We start from the raw sequence: 26432 nt of genomic DNA on the forward strand, positions 1-26432 counted from the left end.
GAGGTGCCCCTCCCGGGAACTTACTCCGCGACCGCCGGGCGAATGTACCTTTCGGCGCTTCTGAGGCGACCGGCGATACATTCGCCCTACTGCGCTCTGTCGGTCGCGTATTCGGCCAGCAGTCGCTTCTCCTCGTCGCGATGCGGGTAGAAGAAGAACACCACCACGGCCCCGGCGCACACCACCACGATCGCGGCGAGGTACGCGCGATCGTCGCCGTCGAGGAAGGCGTTGCGGGCGGCGGCGATGATCTGCTCGGCGTACTGCGGGTAGCGTTCCGCGAGCACTTCGGCGCTGGAATACGACTTCGTGAGCGCCGCTTGGGTTTCCGGGGTGATCTGGCTGGCGTCCGGCGACGAGGCGATAGTCGCCGACAGCGACTTCGCGTAACCGGCGGTGAGCACCGCGCCGAGGATCGACTGCATGATCGCGCCCCCGAGGTCGCGTTGCAGGTCGGACGTGCCGGACGCCATGCCCGCCCGCGACACCGGCACCGAACCGGTGAGCGACCGCGACGCGGGGGTCCCGGCGAACCCGACCCCGATGCCCACGAACGCGTACGCGAGCGCCACCCACCAGAAGGTTGCGTCCTCGTCCCACCACACCAGCGCGACAACCAGTCCGAGGACGACGAACAGGTAGCCGAGCAGCAGTGTGAACCGGGCGCCGTGTGATTCGACGAGTTTCGCGGAGCGGGGTGCGACGACGACCATCGCGACGGCGGCCGGGATGATCGCGGAACCGGCGGCGAGCGTGGAGTATCCGAGCACGTTCTGGAGGAACTGCTGCCCGATGAACATCGCACCCATCAACGCGCCGAACACGATCACCCCGCCGACGGCGGCCACCCAGAACGTCGGGCGGGCGGCGACGTGCAGATCGAACAGCGGGTGCGCCGCCCGTCGTTGCTGCAGGAAGAACGCGGCTCCCGCGGCGAGCGCGATCAACCCGAGACCGATGGCGAGCGCCCCGGAGCCGTCCACCGGCGCGAAATTGATCGCGAGGATGAGGGCGGCGATGAAGACGACGGAGATGATGCCGCCGAGATTGTCGACGGGATCGGTCGTCTCGTTGACGTGGGCGGGCACCCACAGGATGGCGGCGACGAGGGCGAGAGCGGCGAGCGGAAGGGTCACGAGGAACACCGAGCCCCAATGGAAATGCTCGAGCAGCGCGCCCGACACGATCGGCCCGAGCGAGGAGATCGCGCCACCGAGGGCCGACCAGAGTGCGATCGCCTTGGTCCGGGGCGGTCCCGACCACAGTGCGGTGATGATCGCGAGCGTGGTGGGGAACGCGAGGCCGGCGGACACACCGCCGAGAACACGTGCGAGGAACAGTATTTCGAAGTTACCGGCAAATCCCGCGATCGCCGACGCCGGCAGCGACAGCGCCATGCCGAGCACCAGCATCTGTTTACGCCCGTAGCGGTCGCCGAGTGCCCCCAGATAGAGGACCGACGCGGCGAGCCCGAGTGAGTACGCCACGGCGACGAGGTTCAGCTGCGTCTGACTCGCGTCGAAGGCCCGGCCGATGTCAGGGAGCGCGACGTTCGCGACCGACAGGTTCAGGTTGGCGACGGCGGCGACGAGGATCAGGGTCGCGAGGATCAGCGTCGCTCGGGCCGGCGCCTGCGTCGTTTCGGTTCGAGTCACTGCCTGCTCCCGGGGTTCTGGTCTCCTCGTGGACCCGCCGTATCGGCCGCCGGTTCGGGGCTCGACGCGAGCAGCGACGCGGCGAGCGGGAAGAGGAGGACGGTGATCGCGCCGGCCGCGACGAGCACGGAGGCGTTGGCGGACGTCATGTCACCGGAGTCGACGGCCACTCCGGTGACGGCCACGATCAGCGGCAGGCCGGTTCCCGCGTACAGCGCCAGCTGGGTGCGTTCGCGGGCGGTGAAGGGCGGATCCGTGCCGTTCGCACCCCGGTCGAACCTCCCGGCGACGTAGACCGGGCCTGCCCGGACCAGCAGGATCAGCAGGACGAACGCGATGAGGACGCCGAGTTCGGACGCCACCGCGGCGACGTCGATGGCCATGCCGGACGTCACGAAGAAGATCGGGATCAGGAACCCGAACGCCAGGCCGTCGAGCTTCTTTTCGAGCGTTTCGTCGCCTTCGGGTGTGGCCCGCCGCAGGATGAATCCCGCCGCGAAGGCACCGAGGATCGTGTCGAGCCCGAACGACGCCGCGAGCACGGTGAGCGCGACGAGGAGCAGCATGGTCAGCCGGACCGTCGTCTGCGACGTCGTCTCCGATCCCGACCGGATGATCGCGGTGATCCGGGAACCCTCCCGCCGCACGCGGGCGGGGATGAACGCGACCAGCACCGCCGCGGCCGTGAACAGTCCGAGGACCACGATGGACGCCACCGACCCTCGGGAGCCGAGCAGAACCGCCATGGCGACGACGGGTCCGAGTTCGCCGAACGCGCCGTGATTGAGGATCGTCCGGCCCAGCCGGGTGTCGAGGGCGCCCGCGTCACGAAGGATCGGGAGCAGCGTGCCGAGCGCTGTCGACGTCATGGCAATGGCCACCGCGGTTCCGGCGTCGACCACGTGGACGATGCTCAGCAGTGACACCACAGCGAACGCCAGGGCCAGCGAGACCAGCCACGTCAGCAGGGCCCGCCTGCCGCCGCGACCGGTGATCTCGGCCGTGTCGATCTCGTACCCGGCCAGCAGGAAGAGCAGACCCAGACCCAGGTCGCGCAGCAACTCGATCTCGCTGCCCTCGACCGCAATGTCGAAGACGTGAGGGCCGATGACGATCCCGGCGACGAGCAGAAGGACGACCTCGGGCACCAGCTTCCGGGGAAACAACCCGGCGAGCAGCGGTGCGATCACGCCGCATGCCACGATCCAGAACAGCGAGGCTCCCACGGAAGGCATGCATCACCCCGTCTCTCGAACCGCCGGACAGCACTGCGTTCGAGCCTCACAGAGCAGGGGCGACGAGACATCATCCGTGAGGGATGAACGCCGGAAGCGTCAGTAGAACTCGACGGTGTCGACGCGGTTGATCAGTTCCTCGCCGTCGAGGAACCGGGTGGCGTTGCGCGCGAACAATTCCGCGATGAGGCGATCCTCCGCGGGGTTCAACGCCGCGGTGTGCGGGCTGACCAGCACGTTCGGGTGAGCCCACAGCGGACTGTCCGCTGCCAGGGGCTCGGACGCGAACACGTCCAGCGCGGCGAACCCGACCCGCCCGTCCTCGATCGCGGCGGTCATGGCGACCTCGTCGACGACGGTGCCCCGGCCCACGCTCACCACCGTGACTCCGGGCTTGACGGCGCCGAATACCTTTGCGCTGACGAGGCCTTCGGTGGCGCTGGTTCCGGGAAGCGTCACGACGATGCCGTCCGCGTCCCCGACCACGTCGGCCAGCCGGTCGGGGTGGACGATCTCGTCGACGCCCTCGACCGCGGTGTCGCGCCTGCTCGTTCCCACGACGGTGGCGCCGAGGGCCTTCAGCTTCAGTGCCGTCGCACAGCCGATGCTGCCCAGTCCGACGATGACGATGCGCTGCCCGGACACGGTTCCCATGGCCCAGCGGCCGCTCCACACCTTGTCACGCTGCTGGGAGAGGAGGCGCGGGAGGGTCTTGGCGCCGGCCAGCAGGCCGAATACGGCGAACTCGGCCAACGGTTCCGCGTGCACACCGGCGGAGGTGCTGAATGCGATGCGGTCGAGTTGTTCGTCGGTGAGCCCGGCCGCCTTCACCTGGGCCCCGCCGCCGGCGGGCATCGTGTGCACCCAGCGGAGGTCGGGGTTGACGCCTGCCGTCCTCGTCAGTGCCGCGGGATTCTCGTCGGGCACGCCGTACAGGGCGTGCGCCGAATCGACCAGGTCGTCGAAGGCCTGCTGCTGCTCCGCGGTCCGGGAGAACGACGGATCGCCGGAGTGATCACCCGGGAATCGGGAGGGCGGCAGCAGGTCCTGCTCACGGATGAAGTCGATGCGCGGTTCCGCCCGGGTGACGAGACTGATGAGCTCTTCGCTGACGGGGGTCGCGGCGACGACGCGGAGTCGCCCGTCGAGTGGCTTCGGGTCGTGTGCGCTCACTGCAGATTCCTCCGGTACGGGCCGTTACTGACCATATGTTCAGATCAAAAACTCTGCACTAATCATGTGATTCAGTCAACACTTTCAGTTATGTATGACAAATAGCCGTCCGCACGATATCGTCCTCGACACGCCAGTGACCTGGGTCACTACACCGACCTGTTTGTGACCGCGCTCGACGTGGTCCCGTCCCACAACGGAGCAGAAGATGTCCCCAGAATCGAAGATTCAAGTAGGCGCAGACTCGAAGATGCCGGAAGGCAGCAGCCACTCCACCCCACCGGTGCGCGCCTCCGACGACCCGGAGTACGCCGCAAACCTCAAACGCGCGACGCTTGCCAGTTCCATCGGCAGCGCGCTCGAGTACTACGACTTCGCCCTCTACGGCCTGGCGTCTGCACTGATCTTCGGCCAGTTGTTCTTCCCCGCCATGGGTGCGTCGGCCGCGTTGATGGCCAGTTTCGGCACGTACGCCGTCGGCTTCCTCGCCCGGCCCGTCGGCGGCCTGTTCTTCGGCGCCCTCGGGGACCGCCTCGGACGCAAGGCCGTCCTGATGATCACGATCGCGATCATGGGCGGCGCGAGCACGCTCATCGGCGTTCTGCCGACCGGCGCGCAGGTGGGCATCTGGGCCCCGATTCTGCTGGTCGCGCTGCGACTGCTGCAGGGCTTCGGCGCGGGCGCCGAACAGGCCGGTGCCACCACGCTGATGGCGGAGTACTCGCCCACCGAGCGCCGCGGATTCTTCTCCGCACTCCCGTTCGTCGGGATCATGGTGGGCACCCTGATGGCGTCCGGGGTCTTCGCGATCCTCGGCCAGATCGATCGCGAACTCCTCCTCGCCTGGGTGTGGCGGGTGCCGTTCCTCGCGTCGGTCTTCCTCATCGCGGTCGCCGTGTTCATCCGGCTCCGCATGCAGGAGAGCCCCACGTTCATCAAGCTGGAGAAGCAGGATCAGATCAGTGAGAGCCCGTTCCGGGAACTGATCGACAGCTCGATGCCCAGCGTGCTCCGCGGCATCGGCCTGCGGATGGCCGAGAACGGCGGCTCGTACATCTTCCAGACCCTCGGCATCAGCTACGTGACGACGGTGGTGGGTGTCAGCAAGTCGATCGGACCGCTCGCCATCGCCTGTGGCGCCGCCATCGGCATGCTCGTCATCCCGTTCTCGGGCGCGCTGTCGGACCGCTTCGGCCGGATGCGGGTGTACCGGTTCGGTGCGGCGCTGCAGCTCGTCCTCGCGGTCCCGTCGTGGTGGTTGCTCTCACTCGGCAACCCGTACCTCGTGGTGGCGACGCTCGCGGTCAGCTACGGGATCGGCGTCAACGTGATGCTCGGCGCGCAGTGCGCGGCCCTGCCCGAACTGTTCGGAAATCGCCACCGCTACATCGGCGTCGCCGTCGCCCGGGAGACGAGCGCCATCCTCGCAGGCGGCATCGCCCCCTTCGTCGGCGCACTGCTGCTGTCGCTGCTGAACAACTCGTGGGTGCCGCTCGCGATCTACGTTCTGATCCTCAGTGTCATCACGTTCGCCACCACGTTCGTGACACCCGAAACCCGTGGCCGCGACCTCGGGCTGGCCTGGGATGCGATGGCCGACCCGGTCCACGGACCGGATGTCGCGGCCGCCGAGTCCAAGGCGCGGGTCGACGCATGAGACTGGCCCGCATCGCCACCGAATCGGGACCGCGGCCGGTGTGCCTGCGCGACGGTCGCTGGCACGAGGTGGCGGATCCGTACGCGGACACACCGACCTTCACCGGACCCGCACACGACCTCGACGGCGCACGGCTGCTCGCGCCCGCCGAACCGCGAGTCCTGCTCGGGATGGCCCACAACGGCGCACCCGGAGATCGTGACCTGCCGTTGCAGGCGTTCATGAAGTCGACGCGCACGGTGATCGGCCCCGAGGATCCGATCGTCGTCGACGAGGGGCTGGGGCAGGTCAACGTGGAGGGCGAACTGGCCGTCGTCATCCGCCGCACGTGCCGCAGGCTTCGCCCGGAGGACGTCCCGTCCGCGATCCTCGGGTACACGATCGGCAACGACGTCACCGCCGTCGAGCAGATAGCGCTGGACGACAAGCTCACCCAGGCGAAGCACGGCGACGGTTTCACCCCGCTGGGACCGTGGATCGAGACGGATCTCGGCTCCGGGGACGTTCCGATCACCGTGCGCGTCAACGGCGTGACCGTGGCGGAGGCGTCCACGCGGCAGCTCGCGTGGAACGTGTCCGAGCAACTGGTCCATCTCACCCGGTATCTGACCCTCGGGCCGGGAGACGTCGTGCTCACGGGTTGCCCGTTCACGCTCGCCCCGGTCGAACCGGGTGACCGTGCCGAGATCACGCTCGACGGTATCGGCACGCTGGCCAACCCGGTGCGTGCGCTGTGAATCTCTTCGATCTGTCCGGGCGCATCGCCCTGGTCACCGGTTCGAGCCGGGGAATCGGCTACGCACTCGCGCGCGGCCTGGCCGAGGCGGGCGCCACGATCGTCCTCAACGGGGTTTCGGGTGAGCGCCTCGCGCAGGCACGTGAGCGCCTCCGCGAGGAGTTCGGCGAGACCCGCGTCCACGCGTACGCGTTCGACGTCACGGATCCCGATCGGGTGACCGACGCCGTCGAACGGATCGAATCGGAGGTCGGGCCGATCGAGATTCTGGTGAACAACGCTGCGCTGCAACACCGTCAGCCGCTGCTCGACGTCACTCTCGACGACTGGAACAGGGTGCTCACCACCGACCTCACCAGCGCCTTCCTCGTAGGGCGCGCGGTCGCACGGTGCCAGATCGCCCGCGGGAGCGGGAAGATCATAAACGTCTGCTCGGTGCAGAGCGACCTGGCCCGGCCCACCATCGCGCCGTACACCGCGGCGAAGGGCGGACTGCGGAATCTGACCCGCGCGATGACGGCCGAATGGGCGGCGTCCGGGTTGCAGATCAACGGCCTCGCGCCCGGTTACATTCACACCGAGATGACGCAGGCCCTCGTCGACGACCCCGAGTTCGACTCGTGGCTCCGCGGCCGCGCGCCGGCAGGCCGGTGGGGCACCCCGGACGATCTCGTCGGTCCCGCGGTGTGGCTGGCGTCGGACGGTTCCCGGTACGTCAACGGTCAGGTGATCTTCATCGACGGCGGGATGACATCGGTGGTGTGAGGATTCACCGGCCGACCGCGGCCGGCACTTCCCCGAAAATGCGGCGGGTGTGCAGGACGAGTTCGCGGAGCGCCGGACCCGCGAGACTCTTCCAGACCAGCGCGAGCACGGCCGGGATGTCGACGTCGTCCAGTGTGACCGCCGTCAACCGCCCCCGGTAATCCGTCGCCATCGACTCGCTGAGGATCGCGACCCCCAGTCCGCGGATCGCGAGGTCGGCGACGGCGTCGGGTGCACTCGCCTGCAACGCGATGTCGGGGCGGAGGCCGGCGGCCGCACACGCCTGGTCGAAAACCGTTCGGATCCCCGTTCCGGTCGGCATGCATACGATCGCATGGTCGCCGAGTTCGGCCAGGGTGACGCGGGAACGCCCGGCCAGCGGATGCCCGGGCGGCACGGCCGCGACCAGCCCCTCGCTGATGATCGGGAAGGCATCCAACCCGTCCGGCGGGGCGGTCGCGGTGCCCACGAGAGCGAGATCGATCGCACCGGCGCGGACCCGTTCGACGAGGCGGTCGGAGCTGTCCTCGGTCAGCGTGATCTCGATCCCGGGGTGCGCGACGTGGAACGCGGACAGCGCGTCGAACAGCGGCTTCACCGTGCAGGCGGTGACCATCCCCACGACGAGCCGGCCCCGGATCAGCTGGTTCACGTCGTCCACGGCCTGCCGCATCGCGTCGGCCGAGGCGAGGGCCGCGCGGGCGTGCACGAGCGCCGCTTCTCCCGCGGACGTGAGCGTCGCCGTCCGGCTCGACCGGTCGATCAGCGTGGCGCCGAGGTCGTGCTCGAGTTGCCGGATCTGCGCGCTGATCCCCGACTGGCTGATGTGGACGCGTTCCGCGGCACGGGTGAAGTTCGCTTCCTCGGCGACCGCGACGAAGTACTCCAGCTGCCTCAGTTCCATAAGCAGAAATTCTAGTATTAAGCAGAACTATCTGTTGGACTTCCGGTTGAGGCGACACCACTCTGGTATGTGACAGCTGTTCACCCACGAAAGGATTCCCGTGTCCGACTACGAGAAGGCCCTGAACCCCGAAGATCTCACCCGACTGTTCGTCGAGCGCAGCAACGCCGGCGACGCGGCCGGAGTGGCCGCCCTCTACGAGGAGAATGCCGTCATGGCGTATCCCCCCGGCAGTCGGACCGTCGGCCGGGCAGCCATCCAGAAGTTGTGGGAGTCGGTGCTCGCGAACGCGCCGCACTTCGAACCGGAGGCGCCACTCCCCACGCTGATCAGTGACGACCTCGCCCTCACGTCCACGCCACCCAAGGACGGATCCGGCGCGCGGGCGCAGGTCGTCCGCAGGCAACCGGACGGAAGCTGGCTCCGACTGCTCGACCAGCCGGAGTTCGCCCCGCCCACCCGCTGAGGTCGCGGCTGCACCGACCCCTACACGGCATGAACTTCGTTGTCCACCATTGCATCTGCATTCGGATCGGTGGGACTATAGGGGTCATGCGCAGACCGCGTTGGCCGGCAGTAGCACCACCCACCACCGGAGGACACCGGGTGCACGGCCCCCTGCTCCTCACGGCCGAAGACCATCTCACGCTCGAGCTGTTCGAGGTGGTGGCGTTTCCGGACGGCCTCCACCTCCGGATGGCCCTGACCGCGACGGGCAGGCCCGCGGAGCTGGCGCAGTACGAGACCCGCCCGCTGTCCGACCCCGACGATCCCTCGACGCGGTGGTCCTATCTGTCGGTGCGGGCGCGCGTCGACGACGTCGAAGGCGAGGCCGATCCGTACCATCCGGCGGCGGCGGCGAAGCCGTGCCGGAGCGGGCCGCCCGAGTACCGCACCGAACCGCACTACTGGCTGGACGCGATACCCACGTCGGGATTCATCGCGGTCACCGCAGGCTGGCCACGGATCGGCCTCGGTTCGACTACCACCACGATCGGTCTCGAATCGAGCACGCGAACGTCGTGACCGATCCCGGGCGGTGTCAGGTGCAGCAGTTGGGGTCGAGGACCACCCGCAGCGCGTCGAGGGCGTCCGCCCGCGCACTGTAGAAGACGTTCATGCCGCGGCGGACGGGCTGGACCATTCCCGCCTTCTTCAGCTGGCCGAGATGGTGACTGACGGTCGATTCGGACAGGCCCACGCCGGTCGCGAGATCGCACGTGCACACCTCGCCGTCGCTCGCGGTCAGCAGAATCGACATCAGCTTGATGCGGACCGGGTCGGCCAGCGCCTTGAGGCGCAGCGCGAGGTGCAGGGCGGCCTCGTCGGCCATCGGGGCGGCCGAGACGGGCGCACAGCAGATCGGCGCGGAGACATCTACGACCGGCAACGTCTTGGGCATGGCTCCATCCTCCCAGCTTCTTGACATATGTCAAAAAGGTGGGATTCTATGAGTGCAAGTAATTCGACATATGTCACACAGGTGGAGGTTGTCATGTCCCGCGCCCAACTCGCCCTCAATGTCGATAATCTGGAGGAAGCAGTCACGTTCTACTCGAAACTGTTCGATACACAACCGGCGAAACTGAAGCCTGGTTACGCGAACTTCGCCATCGCGCAGCCACCCCTCAAGCTGGTGCTGATCGAGAACCCCGGCGAGGGCGGCACCGTCAACCACCTCGGCGTCGAGGTCGAATCGAGCGCCCGGGTGCACGAGGAGATCGCACGGCTGACCGGGGAAGGCCTGTTCACCGACGAGGAGATCGGCACCACCTGTTGCTTCGCGACCCAGGACAAGGTGTGGGTCACCGGCCCCTCCGGCGAGAAGTGGGAGGTCTACACCGTGCTCGCCGACTCCGACACGTTCGGGTCGAGCCCCCGGCACCTCGACCCCGACGCCGAGGGGGCCACCTGCTGCGGCACCGCCGCGGACGGGGCGAAGGCCTCCGCGGGAACGTCCTGCTGCTAGGCGGCGACGGGCCGGATCGCGACAAAGAGAAACCCCGCCACCTGCATCACTGCAGTTGACGGGGTTTCTTTGTGCGCCCGAAGGGATTCGAACCCCTAACCTCTTGATCCGTAGTCAAGTGCTCTATCCGTTGAGCTACGGGCGCATGTTCTTCAGTTGTCTAGCTTGCACCGGCCGACTAGGCCCGGTGTGGCGGAGGCGAGAGGATTTGAACCTCCGGTCCCTCGTAAAAGGGACAACTCATTAGCAGTGAGTCCCATTCGGCCGCTCTGGCACGCCTCCCTGGGGTGGTTCCGATCCCTTCGGACCGCCGGTGCGAAAGATTACACACCTTTCCACCACAAAGGCAAAACGGCTGGTCAGAGCGTAAGGATGGCCGCTTTATCGCAGGTGGCTGTCGAACCAGTCGAAGATCCGCCGCTGTGCGTCGACGATGGCCTGGGCACCCGGGTCGTCGTCCCTGCCGTCGGGCACCTGAGGCGGTTCGTCGGCCCGGTGCGCGAGCCCGGCGTAACTCACCACGAGCCCCGCGACGTCGGATTTGGCGGTGGCGTCGCGCAGCAGCTCGACCTGATCGGGCGGCGTGGACGGATCGTCCTCCCCGTACAGACCGAGCCACGGGGCCTTCAGGTCGGGGGCGGCGTGCACCAGCGCGGGCGCGTCCTCCGACAGCGGCTCGACGATCCCGCGGGCGGCAACACTCACGGCTGCGCCGACCGGACGCGTCGTGGCAACGAGCAAGGCGGCGGTCCCGGCGTCGTCGAAACCCAGCACGCCCACGCAGTCGGCGTAGATCCCTCGCGCGATCAGCCAGTCGAACGTGGCGTCGAAGTCGGCGAACAGGGCGTCGCCGAACACCTCGACATCGCTGGGCGCCGGGTCCCGGTGGAAGAGGTGCGGCGCGACCGTCACCCACCCCTCCATCGCGAGCGAGCGCATCAGATCGAGGAGAGGTTCGCTGAAGATACGCGACTCGTGCAGGACCACGATCCCGCCCCGCGCCGGACCGTCCGGTTCCACCGCGGTGAGCGGAACACGCAGCTGAGGGCTTTCCGGCGCGCCTCCGGACGTCCGCAGGGCTGCACTGTCCCTGAAGAATCCCGACATGTCCCTACCTTGGCACGAAGGGGGCGTCGGCGCAGTGGATCGGGAGGCGCATAATCGCCTGGTGACTCCGCGAACCAGGGCAGACCTCGAGACGATTCCGGCCTACATCCCCGGCAAGAACTTTCCGGGCGCGATCAAGCTGGCGAGCAACGAGACCACACTGGGCCCGTTGCCGAGTGTGCGCGACGCGATCGCGGACGCCGCCGCCAACGCCAACCGGTACCCGGACAACGGTCACGTCGCCCTGATCGCGGCGCTCGCCGACCACCTCGGGGTGGCCACCGAGAACATCGCCGCGGGTTGCGGTTCGGTGAGCCTGTGCCAGGAGTTGGTGCAGGCCACCTGCAACGACGGAGACGAGGTCATCTTCGCGTGGCGGTCGTTCGAGGCGTACCCCGTGGTCACGCAGGTGGCCGGGGCGACGCCCGTCAAGGTTCCGCTCACCGCCGACCACGGTCACGACCTCGACGCGATGCTGGCCGCGATCACCGACCGCACCCGGCTGATCTTCGTCTGCAACCCGAACAACCCCACCGGCACCGCGCTGACGAAGGCCGAACTCGAGCGGTTCCTCGACGCCGTCCCCGACGACGTCCTGGTGGCCCTCGACGAGGCCTACTTCGAGTACAACCGGTCCGACGCCGACGGCATCGAACTGTTTCGTGGACGCCCCAACGTGGTGGTGCTGCGCACGTTCTCCAAGGCCTACGGCCTCGCCGGCATCCGCGTCGGGTACGCGGTCGCCGATCCTGCGGTCGTCACCGCGCTGACCAAGGTGCACATCGCGTTCGCGGTCAACGCCGTCGCGCAGGCCGCCGCCATCGCGTCGCTGGCCGCGTCCGGCGAACTGCTGGCACGCACGGACGGCGTCGTCGCCGAGCGGAAGCGGGTACGCGACGCTCTGCTCGCCGCCGGGTACGAGGTGCCCGAATCGGCCGCCAACTTCGTCTACCTCCCCTTGGGCGCCCACTCCGGGGCGTTCGCCGCCGCCAGCGCCGAGGCCGGTGTGCTGCTGCGCCCGTACGGTGACGACGGGGTACGGATCACGATCGGCGATCCCGCGGAGAACGACGCGTTCCTCGCCTTCGCGACGAGCACCGAGGCACGCTCGCTCGCGAACGTCGCGGTCCGGGCGTAACGCTCGAGACGTAAACGTTACCCACGGGTATAACGCCCGTGACTCCTTGTTGGCAGACTCAGTGAGGTTTTGCCGAAGGGAGCCCCCACATGCGTCGCCGCGCCGCGCTCCGCACTGCCGTGCCGGCTGCCGGACTGGCGATGGCTCTGGCGATCTCGGTGACGGCGGCGCTGTCTGTGGCGCAGGCGCAGGACACCGCGGTCTCCGTCCGGCTCCTCGCCTTCAACGACCTCCACGGCAGCCTCGAACCGCCGCCCGGCGTCCGCAGTCAGGTGAAGCACGCCGACGGCTCACTGGTCCCGGCCGGCGGTGCCGCCTACCTTGCCGCGTACGTCGATCAGCTGCGCGGCCAGGCCACGCATTCACTGCTGTATTCCGTGGGTGACAGCTGGGGGTCGTCGGCACTCGAATCCGCGATGTTCCACGACGAACCGACCGTGCAGCTGCTCAACAGGATGGGCGTCGACGCGTCCGCGATCGGCAATCACGAACTCGACGAGGGATACACGGAGTTCCGGCGGATGCAGACCGGCGGCTGCCATCCCACCGACGGCTGCCGCTTCGGAAACACGTTCGAGGGCGCGAACTTTCCGCTCCTCGCAGCGAACATGGAGTTCGACGACGGCGCGCCCGCGACCCTGCCGTTCACCGTCGACTACGTCGAGGGAATCCCGGTCGGGGTCATCGCGACCATGCCCGCCGACACCGCGACGATGGTGACCCCGGAGGGGGTGGGAGGGCTGCGCTTCACGGACGAACTCGCGGCCGTCGACCGGACGGCGGATCTCCTCGACTTCTTCGGCGTGCGGGCGATCGTGCTGCTGATGCACAAGGGAGCCGAACCCGTCGCCGACAACGGTCCCAATTCGTGCGAGGTGACATCCGGCCCCGCTCGCGACCTCGCGCTGCGGGCGTCCCCGAAGGTCGACGTCATCTTCACCGCCGACAGCCACCAGCAGTACAACTGCTCGTTTCCCGACCCGATGGGGAACCCGCGCGTCATGATGCAGGGCGCGTCGCACGGGCGCATCGTCTCGGTGGTCGACGTGTCGATCGACCGCACTACCCGCGACGTCCTGCGTGACCGCGCGTCGGCGTTCAATCAGGTGGTCACCCACGACATCCCGTCGGACCCCGACATCCAGGCGCTCGCGGACGGCGCCGCCGCCCAGGCCTCCGAGATCGGTGCGGCGCGCGTGGCGTCGTTGTCGGGCGACCTCACCCGCGACGACACCGGCAGCGGCGAGTCCACCCTCGGTAACGTCGTCGCCGACGCCCAGCTGGCTGCGGGGTCCGGGCACGGCGCCCAGGTGGCACTCACCAACCCGGGTGGACTCCGCGAGGATCTGCTGCGCGGCCCGGACGGTGCCGTCACCTACGGGCAGACCTACGCCGCCCAGCCCTTCGGCAATACCCTCGAGGTCCTGGCAATCACCGGCGCGACCCTGAAAACTGCCCTGGAGCAGCAGTTCCAGCCGCGCGGAGACGGCACGATCACGGAGCGGATCCTCGCCCCGTCGAATTCGCTGACGTACACCATGAACCGCTCGGCGACTGTCGGCGAACGCATCTCGGACATCCGGGTGAACGGCGACGCCGTCGTTCCCGAGGGCACCTACCGGGTGGCGGTCAACAAGTTCCTCGCCGACGGCGGCGACGGTTTCGACGCCTTCCGCACCCGCGCCGAGGCCGTGCACGCCGGCTGCGACCTCGACGCCTTCACGGCATATCTGGGAACGAAGTCACCGGTCGCGCCGCCGAACACCGACCGGATCACCGTGGTCGGCTAGAGACGCCGGTCAGACGCCGAGCGCGCCCCTCAGGACGGGCCACGACGTGCGGAGTTCGTCCTGCCAGTACGGCCACGAATGCGTGCCGAAGTTGCGGTAGATGAACGTCGCCGGGATCGAGAGCTGGGTCAGGCGCTGCTGGAACGTCTGCGTGCAGACGTTCGCCGCCGCCTCGAGTGGTCCGCCTACCGCGATCGTGGACGCGATGTCGCCGCTGATCTCGTACGGTCCGGGAAGCCCGTTGCCCGTCGAGATGTAGATCTGCTTGCCGCGCAGGGCTTCGGCATTCACCGAGGGGTCGTGTGCGGTCCAGGCCGGATCGGTGTCGGGACCCCACATGTTGGCCGGGTTCCCGCCTTTGAACGCCACCGTGCCCCGCACCGAGTCCCGCGAGCTGGGCTGGGTGTTGTCGAGGCATCCGCTGTAGGCGGCGAGCCCGCGGTAGAGCTGCGGGTGCCGGGTGACGAGGTTGGCGGCGCCCATCGCGCCCATCGACACACCCGCGACGGCATTGACGCCGTTGCCGCTGAAATTCTTGTCGATGATCGGCGGGAGTTCGTTGGCCAGGAACGTTTCCCACTTGTTGACACCGAGCGTGGGGTCTGGCTGCTGCCAGTCGGTGTAGTAGCTGGCGGTGCCACCGACCGGGAGCACCACGTTGACCTTCTTGTCCGCGAAGAACTGGACCACGTCCGTCTTCTGCGTCCAGGTGCTTTCCCGGAAGTCCGACTCGGCGCCCGCGCTGACCCCGTCGAGCAGGTACAGCGACGGCCTCGACCCGCCACCGGCGGGGTGCAGCACCTGCACCTGCACGACGCGGCCCATGGCGGGGGAATTGATGAAGACGGCACTACGGGTGTCGGTGAGCGGCACGATCTTGTCGACGCTCGCGACGCCGCTTCCCGGAGGCGCGACCGGAGCAGGCGCCGGATCGGCCACAGCAGTGAACGCCGGCCCCATGAGGGTCAGTGACACTGCCAGACCGACGGCAGCCAATGCTTCGCGACGCATAAAGAAATTCCTCTTCCCCGGACTGTGTGGACCCCGATTGCACAGTACAAAATGCGTCCGGTCAACAAGAGCTTAGAGGTTTTGTGACAGCTGTGTGCTCCGGCGTGATCGGGTTGTAGTCATCACGGTCCGCCGCCGGTCGTCCCGGCTCATCCGCCTCGGCAGACGCACCCGTTTCACGCAGCCGCACCCCTTCCGGGCCTGATACGAGTGCGGCTACGCAGAAGGGGTGCGTGTGGATGCCTTGCCGTTACTTGGGCAGGGCGGACTTCAGCTGGTCGAGACCGTCGCCACTGAGTTCGTCGAGCGCGGCACGGCGACCCGTCATCGCCAGCACGAGCGCCAACATCGGGCCGGAGACCTCGGGCCCCGATCCGGTGGACCAGTCGGTGTCGGTCGCCCGCAGCGTCAGCCCCGCGACCCGGGACTTCGACCCGATCAGCAGGTTCGAGTCCTTGTAGAAGTCGGCGACGCGGACGACCGCGTCCATCGGGTACTCGTGTGCGATGCCGAGCGGTCGGCGGATGTCCTCGGCGTGGACGATGATCTCGCCCAGCATGGCGTCGATCGGGCCGGGCGGATGCGTGGAGTCACCCATGTGCGCCCGGAACTCGTCGAGCGACTCCGCCGGTGTTCCTTCCTCTTCGTGTGCGATGTCCTTCTCGAACATGGTGTTGATCCGGAATCCCGACCCGACGAGTTTTCCGACGAACTTCGGCGGCGTCATCTTCTCCGTCGCCGTGATGTGCGCGAACACGTCCCGCACGGTCCACCGCTCGCAGAGCGACGGCGTCGACCACTGTGTGTCGGTCAGCGGTTCGAGGTCGTCCACCAGTGCGCGGCGTTCGTCGTGAATCGTGGGCCAGGGGCTTGACGTTGTCATTTCTCACTCCCTCGTCGCCATGAATTCTCCCACCTCACGACTGCTGCGGCGAGACCCATTGCACAACGTGTTAGTCACGACTAACGTATTGGTCGTGCTCGATCAGTTGGAAGTCGCAGCTGAGCCCACCCGGAGACGCCTCATGCAACTGCTGACATCAGGCGAACAGACCGTCAACAATCTCGCCGCACACTTCCCCGCGAGCCGGTCGGCGATATCGCAACATCTCCGGGTGCTCACCGAGGCCGGGCTGGTCACTGCGCGCAAGGACGGACGCTTCAGGTACTACCGGCTCGACCCACAGGGACTCGCGCAACTGCGCGCGTTGTTCGACTCCTTCTGGATCGACGAACTCGACCGCCTCGTCGCGGACGCCACCGAGGAAGCAGCTTCCAAAGGAGACAGCTGATGCCATTCGACAAGACCGTCGTCGTCCCGCTCGACCCGGACGCCACGTTCGACCTCGTCACCCGACCGGAACGCTTGCGGCGATGGCAGACCGTCGCGGCCCGCGTCGACCTGCAGGCCGGTGGCGAGTACCGGTGGACCGTCGTTCCCGGACATTCGGCCGCGGGCACGTTCCGCGAGGTCGTGCCCGGCAAGCGGGTGGTGTACACATGGGGCTGGGAAGGTGACGACGAACTCCCACCGGGATCGTCCACCGTGACGGTGACGCTCACCCCCACGGCCGGTGGAACCGAGGTGCGACTCGTGCACGACGGACTCACCGACGAACAGGCCGTCCGCCACGCGGAGGGCTGGAACCATTACCTCGACCGTCTCGTCGCCGCCGCGCAGAAGAGCGACGCCGGACCCGACGAGTGGGCGGCCGTGCCCGATCCACTCGACGAACTGTCCAGTGCCGAGGCGACACTGGCCGTCGTGCAACGTGTCCTGCGCGACGTCACGGCCGCCGACATGTCCAAGCAGACGGCATGCGCCGAGTTCACCGTCTCGCAGCTCGCCGACCACCTCGTCGGTTCGATCACGGCCCTCGGCGGCGCGGCGGGCGCGACGTTCGAGGACGACCCCGGCAAACCCGTCGAGGCCAGAATCGCCGACCTCGCCCAACCCGCGCTGGAGGCGTGGCGCAGTCGCGGCCTGGACGGCACGGTGACGATCGGGACGAACCACCCTCCCGCCACCGTCGCCGTGGGCATCCTCTCGATCGAATTCCTGGTCCACGCCTGGGATTTCGCGGTCGCGATCGGAGGCGAGGTGGCCGTATCCGAGCCTCTCGCCGAATACGTGCTGTCGCTGACACACAAGATCATCACGCCCGAAGGCAGGAAGGTCGTCGGGTTCGACGACCCCGTACCCGCCCCGCACACCAGCGACGCGGTCACCCGGCTCATCGCCTACACCGGTCGCCGCCCCGTCCCGGCGGCCTAGACACCTCACACGGAAAGGTCCAGTCATGCCCATCAAGTCGGAATACGCCCAGGGAACACCGGACTGGGTAGACCTCCAAACCAGCGATCAGGACGCCGCCAAGAGGTTCTATGCGGAACTACTCGGCTGGGAATACGACGACCGGCCGATGCCCGAAGGCCCCGTCTACTCGATGGCCACCGTGCGCGGCGAGAACGTCGCCGCCATCGCGCCACTACAACCCGATGCAGCAGCGGCCGGGGCGCCGGCGAACTGGAACACCTACATCGCCGTCGACGACGTCGACGAGACGGTCGCGAAGGTCCCCGGCGCGGGCGGCCAAGTTCTGATGCCCGCGTTCGACGTGGGGGAAGCGGGCCGCATGTCCTTCGTCACCGACCCCACCGGGGCGGCCGTCGGATTGTGGCAGGCGAACAAGCACATCGGCGCCACCCTCGTCGGCGACCCGGGCGCCTGCCTGTGGAACGAACTGAACACCGACGACGTCGACACGGCGCTCGCGTTCTACAACAGCGTCTTCGGGATCACGTCGTCGAAGATGCCGATGGGACCGGAGTACACCTACACGCTGTTGGAGGTGGGCGACGACCAGGTCGGTGGATGCGGTGAGCCGATGAAGCCCGGCACCCCGAACCACTGGCGGGTGTACTTCGCCGTCGAGGACGTCGACGCCAGCGCCGCGAAGGCTGTCGAACTCGGCGGCACGATCGTCGAAGAAGCAATGGACATCCCCACCGTCGGTCGCATGGCCGCGGTCACCGACCCGCAGGGCGCGATCTTCAGCATCATGACGCCCGAGGAACGTCAGGATCAGTAGACCGTGAAGATGCCCAGACCCTCCGAGGAGGACAAACAGTTCTTCCGGTCGCTGATCCCCGACACCCCCGGCGTCGAGGTGAAGCCGATGTTCGGCAACCTGGGCGCGTTCGTCAACGGCAACATGTTCGCCGGACTCCTCGGACCGAAAGTCGGGATGCGATTCCTGACCGAGCAGGCGAGGGACGAGCTGGCGTCGTCCGACGGCGTCGGCCCGTTCGGTCCGGGAGAAAAGCCGCTGCGCGAGTACCTGGCCCTGCCGGACCGGTGGCGCGACACCCCGGACCGCGCCACACCGTGGGTGGAACGCGCGATCGCCGAGATCGGCGCACTGCCGCCGAAGCAGCCGAAACCCCGGAAGAGGTAGAGAGAGGACAACAGCCCTGACCTGGAAGAAACCAGATCAGGGCTGCCGGTCGTTGGCGGAAGCGGAGGGATTTGAACCCCCGGTCGCTTTCACGACGCTCGCTTTCAAGGCGAGTGCATTCGGCCGCTCTGCCACGCTTCCGTGGGCGATCTTATCGGTAGGGAGGCGTCGGCGGGCAACCGGTCAGCGGTCGCCGATGGCCTTGTCGACGCGTTCGAACACCTCGGCGAGAACCTTCAACTGAGACTTGGTGAGCAGATCGACGAGGTTGCTCCGCACCCCGGCCACATGGGTGGGGGCCGCTTCGGCCAGCCGGGCGCGACCTTCGTCGGTGATGACGGCGAGCACCCCGCGGCCATCTTCGAGGCACGTGTCGCGGGTGACCATGCCCTGCGCTTCCATCCGCCGGATCTGGTGGGTGAGGCGGCTGCGGGAGGACAGGACGCCGTCCGCGAGGTCGCTCATGCGCAGCGAACCGTCCGGCGACTCGGACAGCATCACCAGAATGCGGTAATCCGCGAGGGACAGATCGTGTTTCTCCTGCAGATCCCGGTTGAGGACGTCCATCAGCCGCTGGTTGCCGTCCATGTACCCGCGCCAGGCGCGCATCTCGGCCGGGGTCAACCAGTTGGTCGCGGCTTCGGCGTCGGAGGTTTCTGCTGTCACAGGTTCACAGTCTAGTAGTGCGACATTACTTTCCAGTAGCGTGCGGTCCCCGGGAATGCCGAGGGACCGCTGTAATCGCTCACATCCACCGGGCGCCGACGCATTTCGCTAGCGTCGTCCCCATGTATGCGATCACGATCGATCAACCGGGCGGCCCCGAAGTCATGAAGTGGGCGGAGCAGCCGGACCCGGAACTCCCACCCGGTCACGTTCTCCTCGACGTAGCCGCGACGGCCGTCAACCGCGCCGACCTGTTGCAGCGTCAGGGGTTCTATCCCCCGCCGCCTGGAGCCAGCGACGTCCTCGGGCTCGAATGTTCCGGCACGATCGCCGAACTCGGCGAGGGAGTGTCGGGGTGGTCCGTCGGCGACCAGGTGTGCGCGCTGCTCGCCGGCGGCGGATATGCGGAGAAGGTGGCCGTCCCCGCGTCGCAGCTTCTCCCGCTGCCCGAGGGGGTGGACCTGCTCGTCGCCGCGTCACTGCCGGAGGTCGCGTGCACGGTGTGGTCGAACGTCGTGATGGGCGCCGGACTGTCCCGCGGTGACGTGCTGCTGGTGCACGGCGGTGGCGGCGGCATCGGCACCCACGCCATCCAGGTGGGCGTTGCGCTGGGGGCCCGCGTGGCCGTCACCGCCGGCTCCGAGGAGAAGCTGGCGCGCTGCCGCGAACTCGGCGCCGACATCCTCGTCAACTACCGCGAAGCCGATTTCGTCGAGGAGATCCGCAAGGCGACCGACGGTCACGGCGCCGATGTGATCCTCGACAACATGGGTGGCTCATACCTCGACCGCAACGTCGACGTGCTCGCCGCCGACGGCCGGCTCGTCGTCATCGGCATGCAGGGCGGCCGCAAGGGTGAACTGGACCTCGGCAAGTTGCTGTCCAAGCGCGGCCACGTGACGGCGGCCGGACTGCGGGGGCGGGCCGAGTCGGGACACGAGGGCAAGGCCGACATCGTCGCCGACGTCCGCAAGCGGCTGTGGCCGCTGATCGCGGAGGGCGCGGTCCATCCCATCGTCGCGGCGGAACTGCCCATCACCGAGGCTCCGCGCGGGCACGAACTGCTGGACTCGGCGGACACCGTCGGCAAGGTGATCCTGACGATCCCGCGGAACTGACGGTCTGCCTGCTGCAGTCGTCGCCCGGTGTGACATTCGTCCACTCCAACGGACGAGTGTCACATTGGGCGCGGCGGGGCAGCGGGCGCGCAGCGGGCAAAGCCGGCGGCCGGCTCAGCCCAGGGTGGCGAGCTCGTTCACGAGCTGGTCGATCTCGTGACGGGTGGTGTACGGCGCGAGACCGATGGTGACGGCGCCGCCCTCGTCGTTGACGCCGAGCGCGTCGAGCAGCCGGGAGCCGCCGTGGACGCCGCTGACGGTGGCGATGCGCTTGTCGGCGAGGTGCGACGCGACCTTGTCGGCCGAGACTCCGGCGACGGTGAAGCTGAGCGTCGGAACCCGGCTGGGCGAGCGCCCGATGACCATGACCTGCGGCAGCCGCTTCAGCGAGGACATGAGGTGGTCGAACAGGGTGTCCTGGTAATTCTGCAGCGAGCTGATGGACGTCTCGAGTTTCTGACGCCGGGAACCGGTGGCCGATTCGTCGAGGTTCGCGAGGAAGTCGATCGACGTGGTGAGGCCGGCGAGGAGCGCGAACTGGTGCACCCCGACCTCGAGACGTTCGACACCCCGCGCATACGGGTTGAGCGACACGGCGGGGATGCGGTCGAGGAGGGTGGGGTCGCGGAAGACGAGTGCCCCGACCTGCGGCCCGCCCCAGGAGGTGGCGCCGACGGCGACGACGTCCGCTCCGAGTTCGTTGATGTCGACGTGCGCGTAGGGGGCCGCGCCGATCGCGTCGACGACCATCAGTCCCCCGACTTCGTGGACGCGGTCCGAGGCGACGCGGACGTCGGGCGCCGATCCGACGATCGGGGATGCGGCGGTGAGTGCGACGAGGCGCGTCGTGGTGGTGATGAGGTCCTGGAACTGCCAGCTGGGAAGTTCGCACGTCTCGATCTCGACCTCCGCCCACCGCACCTGGGCGCCGTAGCGGCTGGCGACTCTGAGCCAGGGCGCGACGTTCGCTTCCTCGTCGAGGCGGGAGAGCACCAGCCCGGTGCCGAGGCCGAGTCGCGTGCTCAGCGACTCCGCCAGCCAGGCGAGGAGAACGGATCGGTCGGGTCCGAGCACGACCCCGGCGGGATCGCCTCCGACCAGGTCGGCGACGGCTGCTCGGGCCGCATCGAGTACCGCCGCACTGCGCCGACTGGACACATGTCGCCCGGTCGACGAAGAGGCAGACGCCCGGAAGGCCGTGGAGACAGTGCGCGACACCGCGTCGGGAATCTGCATGCCGGCCTGCGGATCGAGATGGATCCAACCGTCGCCGAGTGAGGGGATGAGTCCCCGAACGCGGGCAACGTCGTAAGCCATGCCCGACACTCTAAGACCCCAAGTCAATACGGTCGAAGCCAGCCATCGATTGTTGTGGAGTGCAACAAAGGTGGAATGGGCCCAAATCGGACGCACCTTCGCACTGCCGACCGGGAACAGCCAAGATGGAGGCATGACGAACTCGGAGAATGAACACGTCGTTGTGATCGGCCCCGACGGTCAGCCCATGGCCATCCCCGTCGCCGAGGCCGCGACCAAGCCCGAGGGCTCCGAATCCGCCGCGGACGCGAACGCCAACGGCACGGAGTCGGTGGCCGACATGGTGGAGCAGCCGGCCAAGGTCATGCGCATCGGCACGATGATCAAGCAGCTCCTCGAGGAAGTGCGCGCCGCACCGCTCGACGACGCCAGCCGCAACCGGCTGAAGGAGATCCACAAGTCGTCGATCCACGAGCTCGAGCAGGGCCTCGCCCCCGAACTGCGCGACGAGCTCGAACGCCTCACCCTGCCCTTCACCGACGACACCGTCCCCACCGACGCCGAACTCCGCATCGCGCAGGCGCAGCTGGTCGGGTGGCTCGAAGGACTGTTCCACGGCATCCAGACGGCCCTGTTCGCCCAGCAGATGGCGGCCCGCTCCCAGCTCGAACAGATGCGTCAGGGAGCACTGCCTCCGGGCATCAGCATGGGCAACCCGCACGGGGCGCACAATCCCGACCCGGGGTCGCAGTCGAGCGGCACCGGCCAGTACCTGTAGCAACGGGCGAAACAGCATGGAACTCGACTCCCGGTAGGCTCGGTGCCCGTGTCAGCATCCGCTATCGAAACCGAGGCCGCAGGCGGCCCGCTCCCGGCGTCCGACTCGCAGACCTTCCGTCGCGCGTTCAAGGACCTCAGGGACGGCTTCGCTCAGCGCGAGCTGTGGCTGAGCCTCGGCTGGCAGGACATCAAGCAGCGCTACCGCCGGTCGGTGATCGGCCCGTTCTGGATCACGATCGCGACCGGCGTGCAGGCCGCGGCGATGGGCATCCTGTACTCCGCCCTGCTCGACATCCCGCTGGACGAGTTCCTGCCGTACGTCACCGTGGGTCTGATCGTCTGGAACCTGATCAGCGCGAGCATCCTCGAGGGATCCGAGGTGTTCATCGCCAACGAGGGGCTGATCAAACAGCTGCCGTCGGCGCTGAGCGTCCACGTCTACCGGCTGGTGTGGCGGCAGCTGCTGCTGTTCGCCCACAACCTGGTGATCTACGTGATCATGTTGTTCGCGTTCGGCGTGTGGCGGCACCTGACCTGGATGTCGCTGGCCGCGATTCCGGCGATCGCGCTGATCGTCGTCAACGCGGCGTGGGTGTCGATCATGTTCGGCATCTTCTCCACCCGGTACCGGGACATCGCGCCGATCCTCGGCAGCATGACGCTGCTGCTGTTCGTGCTGACACCGATCATGTGGACGACGCAGAGCCTCGAGGCGCAGGGTGGACAGGCCGCCGAGCGCGTCAAGCTCGCCGAGCTGAACCCGCTGTTCCACTACCTCGACATCGTGCGCGCGCCCATGATCGGTCAGGATCAGCAGGCGTACCACTGGTACATCGTGCTGGCCATCACCGTCGTCGGGTGGGCCGCCGCCATCCTCGCGCTTCGCAAGTACCGGGCCCGTGTGCCCTACTGGGTTTAGGGGTCTGAAGTAATGACAGAGCATGTGAGTATCGAGACGCGGGACGCCTGCGTCGACTTCCCGATCTTCGACGCCAAGTCCCGGTCTCTGAAGAAGGCGTTCCTCGGCAAGGCCGGCGGGTCGATCGGGCGCAACAACTCGGACGTCGTCGTGGTCGAGGCCCTGCGCGACATCAATCTGTCGCTGAAGGAAGGCGACCGGATCGGCCTGGTCGGCCACAACGGCGCCGGCAAGTCGACGCTGCTGCGGCTGCTGTCCGGCATCTACGAACCCACCCGCGGCAGCGCGAGCATCCGCGGCCGTGTGGCCCCGGTCTTCGACCTCGGTGTGGGCATGGACCCCGAGATCTCCGGCTACGAGAACATCATCATCCGCGGATTGTTCCTCGGGCAGACCCGCAAGCAGATGCTCGCGAAGATGGACGAGATCGCCGAGTTCACCGAGCTGGGCGAGTACCTGTCGATGCCGTTGCGCACGTACTCCACCGGTATGCGCGTGCGCGTCGCGATGGGTGTGGTCACCAGCATCGACCCGGAGATCCTGCTGCTCGACGAGGGCATCGGCGCCGTCGACGCGGAGTTCATGAAGAAGGCGCGCGTGCGTCTGCAGGCGCTGGTGGAGCGGTCCGGCATCCTGGTGTTCGCCAGCCATTCCAACGAATTCCTCGCCCAGCTCTGCGACACGGCCATGTGGATCGACCACGGTCGGATCCGGCAGCAGGGCGGCATCGAGGACGTCGTCCGCGCGTACGAGGGTGACGACGCCGCCGACCACGTCCGCCACGTCATCTACGAGTTGGACCGGGAGAAGTCCGGGGTCACCGCTTCGGCCGAACGGGACGCCCGTAGCGACAGATCGAACGAGCGTCCCGTTCGTACGGCCGCGGAAGCCGAGGCGGAGTCCGCGTGAGCGCTCCTGCCGAGCGGATCGTCGGTGTCGTCGTCACCCACAAGCGCCGCGAACTGCTGGCGGAATCGCTGAAGGTCCTCGGCTCGCAGACGCGTCCGCTGGACCATCTGGTGGTCGTCGACAACGCCGCCGAGGACGACGTGCGTGAGCTCGTCGAATCGTCCGGGATCCCCGTCAGCTACCTCGGTTCGCAGCACAATCTGGGCGGGGCGGGCGGCTTCGCGCTGGGCATCCTGTACGCCCTCTCGCTCGGCGCCGACTGGGTGTGGCTCGCCGACGACGACGGACGGCCCGAAGGACCGAAGGTCCTGGAGACGCTGCTCGACTGCGCGCAGCGGCACGGGCTGGCCGAGGTCTCTCCCGTGGTCTGCGACATCGACGACCCCGACCGACTCGCGTTCCCCCTGCGCCGCGGGGTGGAGTGGCGACGGCTCCGTTCCGAACTGTTCGCCGACGGCGACGACTCCGCCGACCTGCTGCCGGGCATCGCGTCGCTGTTCAACGGTGCCCTGTTCCGCGCGTCGGCGATCGACACGGTCGGCGTTCCCGACCTGCGTCTGTTCGTCCGCGGCGACGAGGTGGAGGTGCATCGCCGGCTGGTGCGGTCGGGGCTGCCGTTCGGCACCTGCCTGCAGACGGCGTACGTGCACCCGAACGGCGCGGAGGAGTTCAAGCCGATCCTCGGCGGCCGGATGCACACGCAGTACCCGGACAACGAGACGAAGCGGTTCTTCACGTACCGCAACCGCGGTTATCTGCTGTCCCAGCCGGGCATGCGGAAGCTGCTGCCGCAGGAATGGGTGCGGTTCGGGTGGTACTTCCTCGTCACGCGGCGTGATCCGCAGGGTCTGCGGGAGTGGATGCGGTTGCGGAAGCTGGGCCGGCAGGAGCGGTTCGAGCGCCCGTAATTCGGTTGCGCCCGGGTTCCGCCGGGTGGGAGCATCGTGGGGTTCCGGTCGAAAGATCTCGCTGTGTTTCGATCTCGATGTGCTGCGAAGGAGTGAGTGTCCGATGACTGTCTCGTCGGTCGACGCCTTGTGCGTCCACTCCCCCTTCCCCCTCGCCTGACCGAACCCGCGCAGTGGTCCGGTCGGCGCTCATCGACCCGAGGATCACACCCACCATGTTCGACCCTGGACAACTCCTGCCCTACGGCTGGAACGACACACTTTCCGACACCTTCGACAACTACCCGGCCGACGGTCGGGAGCCCGGTCGGGTGATCCGCGTGGACCGCGGTCGCTGCGACGTCGCGACGCCCGCGGGCATCGTCCGCGCGCTCGCAAGCGAGCACACGCTCTGCACCGGCGACTGGGTGACACTCCACCGTCACGGCGACGACATCGCCGTCGCCGACCTGCTCCCCCGGCGCAGCGCGATCGTCCGATCGTCCTCGTCCGGCCGGTCGGAGGGCCAGCTCCTCGCGGCCAACGTCGACACGGTGGTGATCGCCGCCGCACTCGACACCGCCCTCGATCTCGGACGCATCGAACGCCTGCTGGCCTTGGCGTGGGAGAGCGGCGCCCAGCCGGTGGTCGCGCTGACCAAATCCGATACCGTGCAGGATGTTTCCCCCGCGACCGCGGAGGTGGCGGCGGTGGCACCGGGTGCGACGGTCCTCGCGGTGAGCGCCGACACCGGCGACGGCATCGACGTCCTCACCGCCGTCATCGACGGGACGGTCGCGCTCATCGGACCGTCCGGCGCGGGCAAGTCGACGCTCGCGAACGCGTTGCTCGGCGAGGACGTGCTCGCCACCGGTCGTGTCCGCGAGGGCGACCACAAGGGACGTCACACGACGACGCACCGTGAACTCCTGCCGCTGCCTTCCGGGGGTGCCCTGATCGACACGCCGGGACTGCGGGGTGTCGGCATGTGGGACACGTCCGACGGCATCGACAAGACGTTTCCCGAGATCGAGGAGCTCGCGGCGCGGTGCCGGTTCGCGGACTGCTCCCACACGGCCGAACCCGGTTGCGCGGTGCAGGGCGCGGTGGAGCACGGCGAACTGCCCGAACGCAGGCTTGCCAGCTACCGCAAGCTGATTCGCGAGAACGGGTGGATCGCGTCACGCACCGACGCGAGGCTCCGAGCCGAACGCGAACGCGAGTGGAAGAGCATCGCCCGCTGGCAACGTCAGATGTACCGCAGTCGCGGTCACTGACACGGGCGTCCGACCGCATCC

At 68.0% G+C, this 26432-nt stretch carries 28 protein-coding genes and 3 tRNA genes; 18 read left to right on the plus strand and 13 right to left on the minus strand.

All coding sequences use genetic code 11. The annotated features are described in order from the left end of the window. Positions 1-86: 86 nt before the first annotated feature. The 3 genes from JVH1_RS15750 to JVH1_RS15760 form a co-directional block, all read right to left on the minus strand. The gene (locus JVH1_RS15750) at positions 87-1655 is read right to left on the minus strand and encodes an MFS transporter (protein ID WP_009477211.1); all 1569 of its coding nucleotides are present in this window, start codon (positions 1653-1655) and stop codon (positions 87-89) included. After that, entirely contained in the window at positions 1652-2890 is a 1239-nt protein-coding gene (locus JVH1_RS15755; protein WP_009477210.1) for a cation:proton antiporter, read from the minus strand. The genes JVH1_RS15750 and JVH1_RS15755 overlap by 4 nt, the downstream gene beginning before the upstream one ends. Before the next feature lie 99 nt (positions 2891-2989). After that, positions 2990-4063 (minus strand): D-2-hydroxyacid dehydrogenase, encoded by a 1074-nt coding sequence (locus tag JVH1_RS15760; RefSeq protein ID WP_009477209.1) that lies wholly within the window; start codon positions 4061-4063, stop codon positions 2990-2992. Positions 4064-4271: 208 nt separating this feature from the next. Between JVH1_RS15760 and JVH1_RS15765 the strand changes: the two genes are divergently transcribed. Genes JVH1_RS15765 through JVH1_RS15775 form a run of 3 tightly spaced genes read left to right on the plus strand, consistent with a single transcriptional unit; the run spans position 4272 to position 7221 of the window. Beyond that, a complete protein-coding gene (locus JVH1_RS15765; RefSeq protein WP_009477208.1) occupies positions 4272-5720 on the plus strand; it encodes an MFS transporter in 1449 nt (482 codons plus the stop codon). Further along, entirely contained in the window at positions 5717-6457 is a 741-nt protein-coding gene (locus JVH1_RS15770; RefSeq protein WP_009477207.1) for a fumarylacetoacetate hydrolase family protein, read from the plus strand. The genes JVH1_RS15765 and JVH1_RS15770 overlap by 4 nt, the downstream gene beginning before the upstream one ends. Then, positions 6454-7221, plus strand: a complete 768-nt coding sequence (locus tag JVH1_RS15775) for an SDR family oxidoreductase (RefSeq protein WP_009477206.1) — start codon at positions 6454-6456, stop codon at positions 7219-7221. The genes JVH1_RS15770 and JVH1_RS15775 overlap by 4 nt, the downstream gene beginning before the upstream one ends. A gap of 4 nt (positions 7222-7225) precedes the next feature. Here JVH1_RS15775 and JVH1_RS15780 read toward each other — a convergent pair whose 3' ends face one another. Continuing rightward, positions 7226-8125 (minus strand): LysR family transcriptional regulator, encoded by a 900-nt coding sequence (locus tag JVH1_RS15780; protein WP_009477205.1) that lies wholly within the window; start codon positions 8123-8125, stop codon positions 7226-7228. Positions 8126-8225: 100 nt separating this feature from the next. Here JVH1_RS15780 and JVH1_RS15785 point away from each other — a divergent pair, with 100 nt between their 5' ends. Beyond that, a complete protein-coding gene (locus tag JVH1_RS15785; protein ID WP_009477204.1) occupies positions 8226-8591 on the plus strand; it encodes a nuclear transport factor 2 family protein in 366 nt (121 codons plus the stop codon). Positions 8592-8677: 86 nt separating this feature from the next. Continuing rightward, entirely contained in the window at positions 8678-9151 is a 474-nt protein-coding gene (locus JVH1_RS15790) for a hypothetical protein (protein WP_011596620.1), read from the plus strand. Between the two features lie 16 nt (positions 9152-9167). Here the strand turns inward: JVH1_RS15790 and JVH1_RS15795 are convergent, their stop codons facing one another. Beyond that, positions 9168-9527 carry an Rv2640c family ArsR-like transcriptional regulator gene (locus JVH1_RS15795; protein ID WP_009477202.1) on the minus strand — a complete coding sequence of 120 codons (360 nt, stop codon included), beginning with the start codon at positions 9525-9527 and terminating at the stop codon, positions 9168-9170. Between the two features lie 93 nt (positions 9528-9620). On the opposite strand from JVH1_RS15795, the gene JVH1_RS15800 reads away from it, so the two are divergent. Beyond that, a complete protein-coding gene (locus tag JVH1_RS15800; RefSeq protein WP_009477201.1) occupies positions 9621-10094 on the plus strand; it encodes an ArsI/CadI family heavy metal resistance metalloenzyme in 474 nt (157 codons plus the stop codon). 72 nt (positions 10095-10166) lie between these two features. On the opposite strand, the gene JVH1_RS15805 is transcribed toward JVH1_RS15800, so the two are convergent. The 3 genes from JVH1_RS15805 to JVH1_RS15815 all read right to left on the minus strand — a co-directional run bounded on the left by JVH1_RS15805 (position 10167) and on the right by JVH1_RS15815 (position 11201). Next, positions 10167-10239: transfer RNA gene (locus tag JVH1_RS15805), tRNA-Arg, on the minus strand. A 45-nt stretch (positions 10240-10284) separates the two neighbouring features. Continuing rightward, a tRNA-Ser gene (locus JVH1_RS15810) sits at positions 10285-10376 on the minus strand. 99 nt (positions 10377-10475) lie between these two features. After that, positions 10476-11201, minus strand: coding sequence for a dienelactone hydrolase family protein (locus JVH1_RS15815; RefSeq protein WP_009477200.1), 726 nt, complete (start codon positions 11199-11201; stop codon positions 10476-10478). Positions 11202-11262: 61 nt separating this feature from the next. Between JVH1_RS15815 and hisC the strand changes: the two genes are divergently transcribed. Together hisC and JVH1_RS15825 are read left to right on the plus strand one after the other, a co-directional pair. After that, positions 11263-12339: a histidinol-phosphate transaminase gene (hisC, locus tag JVH1_RS15820; protein ID WP_009477199.1), complete on the plus strand. Its 1077-nt coding sequence runs from the start codon at positions 11263-11265 to the stop codon at positions 12337-12339. Between the two features lie 89 nt (positions 12340-12428). Next, positions 12429-14129 (plus strand): bifunctional UDP-sugar hydrolase/5'-nucleotidase, encoded by a 1701-nt coding sequence (locus JVH1_RS15825; protein ID WP_009477198.1) that lies wholly within the window; start codon positions 12429-12431, stop codon positions 14127-14129. 9 nt (positions 14130-14138) lie between these two features. Here JVH1_RS15825 and JVH1_RS15830 read toward each other — a convergent pair whose 3' ends face one another. Both JVH1_RS15830 and JVH1_RS15835 read right to left on the minus strand, forming a co-directional pair. Then, a complete protein-coding gene (locus tag JVH1_RS15830) occupies positions 14139-15140 on the minus strand; it encodes an alpha/beta hydrolase family protein (RefSeq protein ID WP_009477197.1) in 1002 nt (333 codons plus the stop codon). A gap of 250 nt (positions 15141-15390) precedes the next feature. Next, complete coding sequence (locus tag JVH1_RS15835) at positions 15391-16023, minus strand: maleylpyruvate isomerase family mycothiol-dependent enzyme (RefSeq protein ID WP_009477196.1); 633 nt, start codon at positions 16021-16023, stop codon at positions 15391-15393. Positions 16024-16165: 142 nt separating this feature from the next. Here JVH1_RS15835 and JVH1_RS15840 point away from each other — a divergent pair, with 142 nt between their 5' ends. Genes JVH1_RS15840 through JVH1_RS15855 form a run of 4 tightly spaced genes read left to right on the plus strand, consistent with a single transcriptional unit; the run spans position 16166 to position 18598 of the window. Continuing rightward, the gene (locus tag JVH1_RS15840; RefSeq protein WP_009477195.1) at positions 16166-16432 is read left to right on the plus strand and encodes a helix-turn-helix transcriptional regulator; all 267 of its coding nucleotides are present in this window, start codon (positions 16166-16168) and stop codon (positions 16430-16432) included. After that, complete coding sequence (locus JVH1_RS15845; RefSeq protein WP_009477194.1) at positions 16432-17415, plus strand: TIGR03086 family metal-binding protein; 984 nt, start codon at positions 16432-16434, stop codon at positions 17413-17415. Before JVH1_RS15840 ends, JVH1_RS15845 begins: the two co-directional genes overlap by 1 nt. A 25-nt stretch (positions 17416-17440) precedes the next feature. Continuing rightward, positions 17441-18232, plus strand: coding sequence for a VOC family protein (locus JVH1_RS15850; protein WP_009477193.1), 792 nt, complete (start codon positions 17441-17443; stop codon positions 18230-18232). A 3-nt stretch (positions 18233-18235) separates the two neighbouring features. Next, positions 18236-18598 carry a TfoX/Sxy family protein gene (locus tag JVH1_RS15855; protein WP_009477192.1) on the plus strand — a complete coding sequence of 121 codons (363 nt, stop codon included), beginning with the start codon at positions 18236-18238 and terminating at the stop codon, positions 18596-18598. 53 nt (positions 18599-18651) lie between these two features. On the opposite strand, the gene JVH1_RS15860 is transcribed toward JVH1_RS15855, so the two are convergent. Beyond that, positions 18652-18739: transfer RNA gene (locus JVH1_RS15860), tRNA-Ser, on the minus strand. A 42-nt stretch (positions 18740-18781) separates the two neighbouring features. Then, positions 18782-19264, minus strand: a complete 483-nt coding sequence (locus JVH1_RS15865) for a MarR family winged helix-turn-helix transcriptional regulator (protein WP_009477191.1) — start codon at positions 19262-19264, stop codon at positions 18782-18784. Positions 19265-19386: 122 nt separating this feature from the next. Here JVH1_RS15865 and JVH1_RS15870 point away from each other — a divergent pair, with 122 nt between their 5' ends. Continuing rightward, complete coding sequence (locus JVH1_RS15870) at positions 19387-20382, plus strand: NAD(P)H-quinone oxidoreductase (RefSeq protein WP_009477190.1); 996 nt, start codon at positions 19387-19389, stop codon at positions 20380-20382. 114 nt (positions 20383-20496) lie between these two features. Here the strand turns inward: JVH1_RS15870 and JVH1_RS15875 are convergent, their stop codons facing one another. Further along, complete coding sequence (locus JVH1_RS15875) at positions 20497-21699, minus strand: cysteine desulfurase-like protein (RefSeq protein ID WP_029539698.1); 1203 nt, start codon at positions 21697-21699, stop codon at positions 20497-20499. A 133-nt stretch (positions 21700-21832) separates the two neighbouring features. On the opposite strand from JVH1_RS15875, the gene JVH1_RS15880 reads away from it, so the two are divergent. From JVH1_RS15880 to rsgA, 5 genes are all read left to right on the plus strand, one after another. Then, positions 21833-22417 (plus strand): bacterial proteasome activator family protein, encoded by a 585-nt coding sequence (locus JVH1_RS15880; protein ID WP_043780626.1) that lies wholly within the window; start codon positions 21833-21835, stop codon positions 22415-22417. Between the two features lie 48 nt (positions 22418-22465). After that, positions 22466-23338 (plus strand): ABC transporter permease, encoded by an 873-nt coding sequence (locus tag JVH1_RS15885; RefSeq protein WP_012691162.1) that lies wholly within the window; start codon positions 22466-22468, stop codon positions 23336-23338. A 12-nt stretch (positions 23339-23350) separates the two neighbouring features. After that, a complete protein-coding gene (locus JVH1_RS15890) occupies positions 23351-24247 on the plus strand; it encodes an ABC transporter ATP-binding protein (RefSeq protein ID WP_011596606.1) in 897 nt (298 codons plus the stop codon). Next, a complete protein-coding gene (locus tag JVH1_RS15895) occupies positions 24244-25155 on the plus strand; it encodes a glycosyltransferase (protein ID WP_009477186.1) in 912 nt (303 codons plus the stop codon). Before JVH1_RS15890 ends, JVH1_RS15895 begins: the two co-directional genes overlap by 4 nt. A gap of 173 nt (positions 25156-25328) precedes the next feature. Then, entirely contained in the window at positions 25329-26411 is a 1083-nt protein-coding gene (gene rsgA / locus JVH1_RS15900) for a ribosome small subunit-dependent GTPase A (RefSeq protein ID WP_009477184.1), read from the plus strand. Positions 26412-26432: the final 21 nt, after the last annotated feature.

The organism is Rhodococcus sp. JVH1, assembly GCF_000280725.2.
In the GTDB taxonomy this organism is placed as follows: domain Bacteria; phylum Actinomycetota; class Actinomycetes; order Mycobacteriales; family Mycobacteriaceae; genus Rhodococcus_F; species Rhodococcus_F jostii_A.